The 7507-nt window shown below is 36.8% G+C and carries 6 protein-coding genes; 4 read left to right on the forward strand and 2 right to left on the reverse strand.

Annotated elements, in window-relative coordinates; all coding sequences use genetic code 11:
• A partial coding sequence (locus tag H7254_RS06875; RefSeq protein ID WP_301932269.1) for an HAD hydrolase-like protein occupies nucleotides 1-410 on the forward strand: 410 nt, incomplete at its 5' end.
• Nucleotides 411-738: 328 nt separating this feature from the next.
• Nucleotides 739-1584, forward strand: a complete 846-nt coding sequence (locus tag H7254_RS06880; protein WP_301932270.1) for a sterol desaturase family protein — start codon at nucleotides 739-741, stop codon at nucleotides 1582-1584.
• 2737 nt (nucleotides 1585-4321) lie between these two features.
• Here the strand turns inward: H7254_RS06880 and H7254_RS21440 are convergent.
• Nucleotides 4322-4384: a hypothetical protein gene (locus H7254_RS21440; protein ID WP_367875421.1), complete on the reverse strand. Its 63-nt coding sequence runs from the start codon at nucleotides 4382-4384 to the stop codon at nucleotides 4322-4324.
• Between the two features lie 116 nt (nucleotides 4385-4500).
• Between H7254_RS21440 and H7254_RS06890 the strand changes: the two genes are divergently transcribed.
• Entirely contained in the window at nucleotides 4501-4665 is a 165-nt protein-coding gene (locus H7254_RS06890) for a hypothetical protein (RefSeq protein ID WP_301932272.1), read from the forward strand.
• A gap of 453 nt (nucleotides 4666-5118) precedes the next feature.
• Nucleotides 5119-5610, forward strand: coding sequence for a hypothetical protein (locus tag H7254_RS06895; RefSeq protein ID WP_301921285.1), 492 nt, complete (start codon nucleotides 5119-5121; stop codon nucleotides 5608-5610).
• Nucleotides 5611-5702: 92 nt separating this feature from the next.
• Here the strand turns inward: H7254_RS06895 and H7254_RS06900 are convergent, their stop codons facing one another.
• On the reverse strand, nucleotides 5703-7052 hold the full coding sequence (locus H7254_RS06900) for a M20 family metallopeptidase (protein ID WP_301932273.1): 1350 nt from the start codon (nucleotides 7050-7052) through the stop codon (nucleotides 5703-5705).
• Nucleotides 7053-7507 lie beyond the last annotated feature (455 nt).

Below are 7507 nucleotides of genomic sequence, written 5' to 3' on the forward strand. Positions count from 1 at the left end.
AAGAATTACCGGCTTATCCGGATGTACCAAAAGGCTTACAGCTTTTGAAAGAAAATGGATTTCGCCTTATTACGCTAACTAATTCTCCTTTAGCAACGCTTACAGCACAATTGCAACACACAAAACTCACGGGGTATTTTGAAGCAACACTTAGTATAGATCCAATTAAAAAATATAAACCAGCAGCAGAAACATATACCTGGGCGGCCAAACAATCATCTGTTGATGTTACTGGTGCCCTGCTGGTTGCTGCACATGGCTGGGATATTGCTGGTGCTTTACAGGCTGGTATGCAGGCCGCTTTTATTGAAAGGGAAGGCCAATCACTTTATCCGCTTGCACCTACTCCACAATTTACAGGAAAGGATTTAATTGAAGTTTCCAACAGTATCATTGCTCATTATAAATAAAGAAGCATGAAGCCAATTGACGACAACGCCAGGCCGCCGGCATCGCAACTACCTTTTCGGCTATGAATAACTTACGGTATTGATGGAGGTAATACAATTTGCCCCCTTTGAGCAACAAAAACTGAAATGGCTCTTTATAAATAAAGGGCTTATAAACATTTTCAACAAGGTCATATTCGGGCAAATGTAAAAGAGGGTATTCATTATTTAGAGATGATGGCAGTGAAAGTGCCTTAAAGGTTCTTAGCCAAAAATTTAGTACGATCTTTACCTAAATAAAGATGCATCCTGTTATATTAAAAAAAAGGAAGGCAAAAATTAAGAGACGATGATTAAATCTATTTTTGATAGTTACGGCACGCCCATATTAACGGGACTATTCATCATTTTGTCTATTGTAGAAACAAAATTTCAATTAAGAAAAAGAGTTCAGAACAGGTGGAAAAGAATGCTAATTAATTTTATTGTGGCTATTCCTGCATTTGCATTGCTGCGCCTGTTGTTTATACCGGTAATAATCTGGCTTGCAGTACAAAACCAGCAATATCAGTTTGGGTTAAATAATTTATATTCCGCGTCACTATGGATTAAATTTGTTATTGCCTTTGTATTGCTTGATTACAGCAATTACATCTGGCATGTCTTATTGCATAAGCTGCCATTTATGTGGCGGTTTCATTTGGTTCATCATACTGACCTTGACCTTGATATAAGCACGGCTTTCCGTTTTCATTTTGGTGAAATGATAGGCTCTGTTTTCTTTCGTGGAGCTGCGGTATTGCTAATTGGGGCCTCACCTGCAATTGTTCTTATTTACGAAATTGCTTTTGAAGCAGCTACCCTTTTTCAACACAGCAATACAAAACTTCCGTTGTGGTTTGAAAAAGTATTGAATACATTGATTGTAACACCAAGGATGCATGGTATTCATCATTCAATGGTTAAGAAAGAAACAGATAGCAATTATTCCATTATTTTTTCTTTCTGGGATAGAATACACAAAACAGTTAGGCTAAATATACATCAGCAAAAAATTGTAACAGGCGTTCCGGCTTATGCGGATGAAAAAGAGTTATCTATTGGTAATTTGCTTGAGCTCCCTTTTAAAGCAGTTCGTAAATGGAAGGAAGATGAAAGACCAAACGACGGTAACTACAATGATCTAAGAAACTGATACCGCCTGTAAATAATAAAACCATTGCCTGCATTGTTGTTCATAAAAATTCAGCAGATTTTCATCTGCTTAAATTTAAAAAACTTTCACTGGAATTATGATCATCTTTATAATGCCTCCGCACAATAGCATGCACTTTTGGTAGCACACAAATAAAATCCAGTCAGCGAAGCCAACATTGTAAAAGAGTGTAGTCCTGTCTTGTAGATAACAATGAATTTTTTATCTGAATAAATACAAATAAAATTGGCAAAAGCGGAAGAAACGATGTTAGCCTATCCGATCAGTATGGAAACTATGAACCAGTTTCACAGAAAAAATATTACTAATTCCTGAATGAACAACAGCTGAATGCCTGATAGGGTTGTTCAATAAATTTAACTTTAAAACAGGCTGGAAAGATGAATGAATACATTCCATATTTGAAAAGACCCTTTATGTATTTTACCTAAGGAGAGTTTTAGCGTTACCGGTTTAATGTATAACAGCTTACAATGCTAAGTTGTAGCAAATTGGAAAGTAATTCTACAAAATCTGCAAATTATAAAATTAACTTTTTTTTGAGGAAAATAATTCCCTATTGAAAACCCATTTATACTAAAAAATATTTGGCACAATTATTACATTGTCAAAGTAGGTTTTTCATAGGATATTGGACAAAAACGAAGCTGGATTTCTATCCTGGCTTCTCTTTTTAAGTTTTAGCAAATAATTTTTATTAATTAACCTTTTCACAAATATCTTTCCTAAAAATTATTAGGGAGATGAAAAAGATTAGTATAAAATGAGTCTTAAACAATTTTGCTTACAATCATAAACCGTTGGCAATATAAATATTTCTCAATATTTTGTTGCCTTATGTTTCCTTAAAAAAATGCTGGCCTCTTGTTATTGCGTTTATTCTTCCAAAATACTTTTTACTGTTTACGATGGTTCAATTACCGCCTGTGTAAAATTAAAAGTTAGTACATTACTGTTTACTTACTTTCATTCAAAAACAAATTGAAATGAACAAAGCGTTGCTAATTCTTTGTCTGCTTGCCTGCCAAAAGGCCAATGCGCAGCAAACTTTATTTATACCACAGAATATTAAAAAGGCATACACTAACGAAACCCGAAGCATGGATGGAAAACCCGGTAAAAATTACTGGCAAAACTATGGCCGTTATACAATTAATGTTGCTGTTGCTCCGCCTGCCAAAGCTGTTACTGGTAATGAAACAATTAGTTACATCAACAACAGCTCAAAGCCCATTAGCAGCATTGTAATAAAACTAATTATGAATATTCATGCTCCCGGAACCGGCAGGCAAGGAACTGTAGGTGCTGATTATTTAACATCCGGTATTCACATTGATCAATTTACGGAAAATGGGAAGGTTTCAAAATTTGCTGACGCAGCTGGAGAAACCTGGAAAAGAGTAAGTTTGGCTAAACCTGTAGCACATGGGGATAGTGTACAACTGGGTTTTACCTGGCATTATGATTTGAGCGAAAAAAGTGGCAGGGAAGGCAAACTGGATAGCACCAGCTTTTTTTTGGCTTATTTTTATCCAAGGGTAGCAGTACTGGATGATGTATTTGGCTGGGACAGAATGGCCTTTACAGATGCCCAGGAATTTTACAACGACTTTAATGATTACACAGTGGCGGTTACCGTTCCTAAAAATTTCTTAGTTTGGGGTACCGGCGATTTATTAAATGCTGCTGATGTTTTACAACCTCCATATCTTGAAAAATTTAATAAAAGTTTTACTAGTGACGACGTAATCAATGTGGCTACTCAAAAAGATATTGAAGCAAAAAATATAACCATACAAAATGCAACAAATACATGGAAATGGAAAGCCTCCGATATAAGTGATATGGCTTATTGCATCAGCGATCAATATGTGTGGGATGCCGCAAGTATTTTGGTTGATAAAAAAACAGGACGCCGGGCAAGTTGCCAATCGGCGTATTTAAACAACGCAACCAATTTTCACAACCAGGTAAAACACATTCAGCATTCGCTTGACTGGTACAGCAATAACTGGCCGGGTGTTGCGTATCCTTTTCCAAAAAGCACTATTATTCAGGGTTTTGCTGATATGGAATATCCTATGATGGCCAATGATAGTCCGCAGCCGGACGATGTTATACAACGCTTTATTGCCGAACACGAAGTGGGCCATTCTTATTTTCCTTTTTACATGGGTATAAATGAACATCGGTATGGTTTTATGGATGAAGGATGGACAACGGCCTTTGAAAACCTGATTGGCCAGGCAGACATTGGCAAAGAAAAAGCCAATACATTTTTTAAACAATTCAGGGTAGCTAACTGGGCATTAAATCCAACAGATGAAACACAGATACCCATTATTACACCGGTAAATATTTTAAGCGGACAAGCCATGGGAGAAAATGAATATGGCAAACCTGCATTGGCTTACCTGGCATTAAAGGATATGCTGGGTGATGAATTATTTAAAAAAGCTTTACATGGATTTATGAACAACTGGCATGGCAAACATCCAATACCCTGGGATATGTTCAACAGCTTTTCTACCTTTTCAGGCAAAGATTTAAACTGGTATTTTAGTAATTGGTTTATGAACCCTTTTTACATGGACATCTCGGTGGATAAATTAACTCCATCGGCTACAGGATATTCACTGAACGTAAAAAATATTGGAGGCTACGCAATACCAACAGATGTACTGATAGAATATTCCGACAATACAAAAGAAATTGTTCATGCCACTGCTGGCATCTGGGAAAAGAACCAGCAGGCTGCAACCATAAACATTATAACCAAAAAGAAAATTACTTTCTTAAAATTGGATAGCGGTATTTACATGGATGCGGATGAAAGCAATAATACCTGGGGACAAAAAATAAAAAGCAGTAGCAATAATTGATCTGAATAAATACATGGGCATATATTCCGGCAAAGACATTCCGATAAAAATAACTTTTACCAAAGAAGAAAATAACCTGAACGCAGAAGCTACCGGCCAGGAAAAATTTATACGTAGCAATACAGGCAAAGATACATTTGGCTTTGTGGCTGCAGGATTGGTGATTGTATTTTACTGAACAAAAATGAAATTGCATTAACACAGTCAGGTGGCAAATCCACTTTCATAAAAGAAAAATAATCTTGTAAATACTTACCAAAACTGCATGTAAAATGAGACAGGTAAGAGGCTACCTCACCAAAAATTTTTTTAATTAAAAGTGCGGAGCTATTTTTATTACTTTATTTTTTTTAACAATCAGTATTTCGCCGGAGTACGATCATTTTTTTATTGATGATCTCTTTGTAATTTTATGTTTTACAAGATGGTATAATCAGACCCTGTATAAAAATGATTTCCAGATGGCTTTATAACTTTAAAAGTGGCGGATTGCAAAACCTTTCATGGTGGTATGCTGGGGTGGCTCCCCACGCTCTTAAACAAAGATGGGAAAGAAAATGCTATTTTTAAACGGCTTCTCAGAATGAAAAAATTAAAAGTTCCAACATTTACTAACCATTAATATGCAACGATGAAAAAGTATGCTGTTTCCATTTTACTGTTTCCGTTAATTTTTTCCTGTAATACTAAACAGGCTGATAAGGATCATTTATCTGTTGACACAATTAAAAGTATTGTTAGTACAGATACCACAGCCATCTACAAAGACACGCACTATTTTTGGTCAAGCGATTTTGATCCTAAAAAAGGTATGATGATGATCCGGAGCAGGCCTATTCCGGCTGATTCATTAACAGCGGGGAATATAATACAGACACTGAATCAAATGTATCCTGAAATAAAACTGAGTGTTACAAAAGTTTCCAACGACAGTATTTTTATAAAGATTAAAAACAGTAAATACCTGACCAATCAATCAGGATCCAGTGGTGCCGAGGCTTACCTTGCAGAAGTTACTTATAATCTTACCGAGTTAAAAGGTATCAACTTTGTATATTTTAATTTTAAAGAAGGCAACCATGCTGCACCGGGCACTTACTCAAGAACCGATTTTCTACATTAATAAAATATATGCTAACGTCACTGTGAGAAAAACAGGAGGCGCTCCGGCAACTTTGAATTAATAAAAAATTATCAGTACCCTACTTATAAAAATTAATCCCTGTAATTTAAGGCAGGTTTAATATCGCCCACCAATGCTTTGTATTGGTAGTCGCCTTTGTCTTTTATAAATTCCAGTTTAGCTTTTGCCACTAATGCAGGATTGATAAATAAATCTATAGCAGTTAGTGCCATCGTTTTAGCTGCAACCATCATTCCCTTGGTTCCAATTTCGGTACCGCCGCATGCAACTGCCTGCCAGCTATGTGCAGGAGTACCCGGTATCCAGGTTGCAGCCTCCATTCCTACTGTAGGTACTGTATAGCTAACATCGCCCACATCCGTGCTTCCACCACCAGATGTTTCTCCTTTTTTTAATGGTTTTACAACTGCCGCAGATTCTATTGCCGGGACAGCAAAACCAAAAGTTGCCTGTAGTTTTTTTCCAAATGCTATTTCATCTGGGGTTAAGTTTACACCTCCTACTTTTTCAAGATTCAGTTGCATGTTTTCGGCCAATGTTTTATTTAACAACAGGTCATGCGTCCCTCCAATAATTTCATAGTCAACTGTCGTTTCTGTTCCCATGGCGGCACCATTGGCGGCTTTCACCACACGGTCAAATATTTTAACTACCTCTTCTCTTTTTGGATGACGTACATAGTAATACACTTCTGCAAAATCAGGCACCACATTCGGCGCTTTACCACCATTGGTAATTACATAATGTATACGGGTTTCCTGCGGTATGTGTTCCCGCATCATGTTTACCATGTTATCCATTGCCTCCACCGCATCCAGGGCCGACCTTCCTTTTTCCGGCGAAGCAGCAGCATGTGCTGCAATGCCATGAAAACGAAACTTGGCCGATTTATTTGCCAAAGCACTCATTAAGGTAACGCTGTTATTATCTCCCGGATGCCAGTGGATGGCTACATCCACATCATTAAACAAACCAGCCCTTACCATAAATACCTTACCTGAACCGCCTTCTTCTGCCGGGCATCCGTACACACGGATGGTGCCGCTTATCTTCTTTTGCTCTATCAATTTTTTAATTTCAATGCCAGCCGCCACAGAAGCAGTACCAAATAAATGATGTCCACAGGCATGGCCGGCTGCTTTATTTGCAATACTTTTTTTCTCAGGAACTGCTTCCTGCGATAAGCCCGGTAAAGCATCAAACTCAGCTAAAATAGCAATTATAGGTTTACCGCTTCCATAGGTTGCAACAAATGCGGTGGGTATACCGGCAACTCCTTTTTGTACGGTAAAGCCGTTATCACCCAAGGTTTGCTGTAATAGAGCCGTACTTTTTTCTTCCTTGTAACCAACCTCTGCAAAGTTCCATATCTGAAAGGCCGTTTGTTTGTACTCTTCATACTTCAGTTGGATCTCGGCCATGGCATTGTTTTTTAATGCATCAATACTCAACGTTTTTTTTTGAGCAGTACAAAATTGGATTATTAAAATCCCTGTAAAAAATAGAAAGGGCTTAACGTAGCTTATTTTCATGACTATTATTTAACACAATTTAAGAGAAATCATTTACCAAATCTCATTTACACAATTGCATGCTTCAAATGAATTTAAGTAATTGCTAATTATAAGGTGTTTTACTGAGGCTATATTTTTTAAGTTTTATTATTTAAAACATCTTCAATGGGTAACATTTTTATGGTAATAATATAAAAGTCCAGACATTTTTGTTTCTCAGGAAGATGCGCCGGCAAAAATTTGTAGAAATATTCTTACAGTGACGTCGGTATATTTTTTATTTCTCTCTCCTTTTTGGAAAAGTAGTCCGTAGTCAGGAAACCGGCTTCTAAAATAATTTTATAACTAATTGATTATTATAC

Source organism: Ferruginibacter sp. (assembly GCF_014377975.1).
Lineage (GTDB): Bacteria > Bacteroidota > Bacteroidia > Chitinophagales > Chitinophagaceae > Ferruginibacter.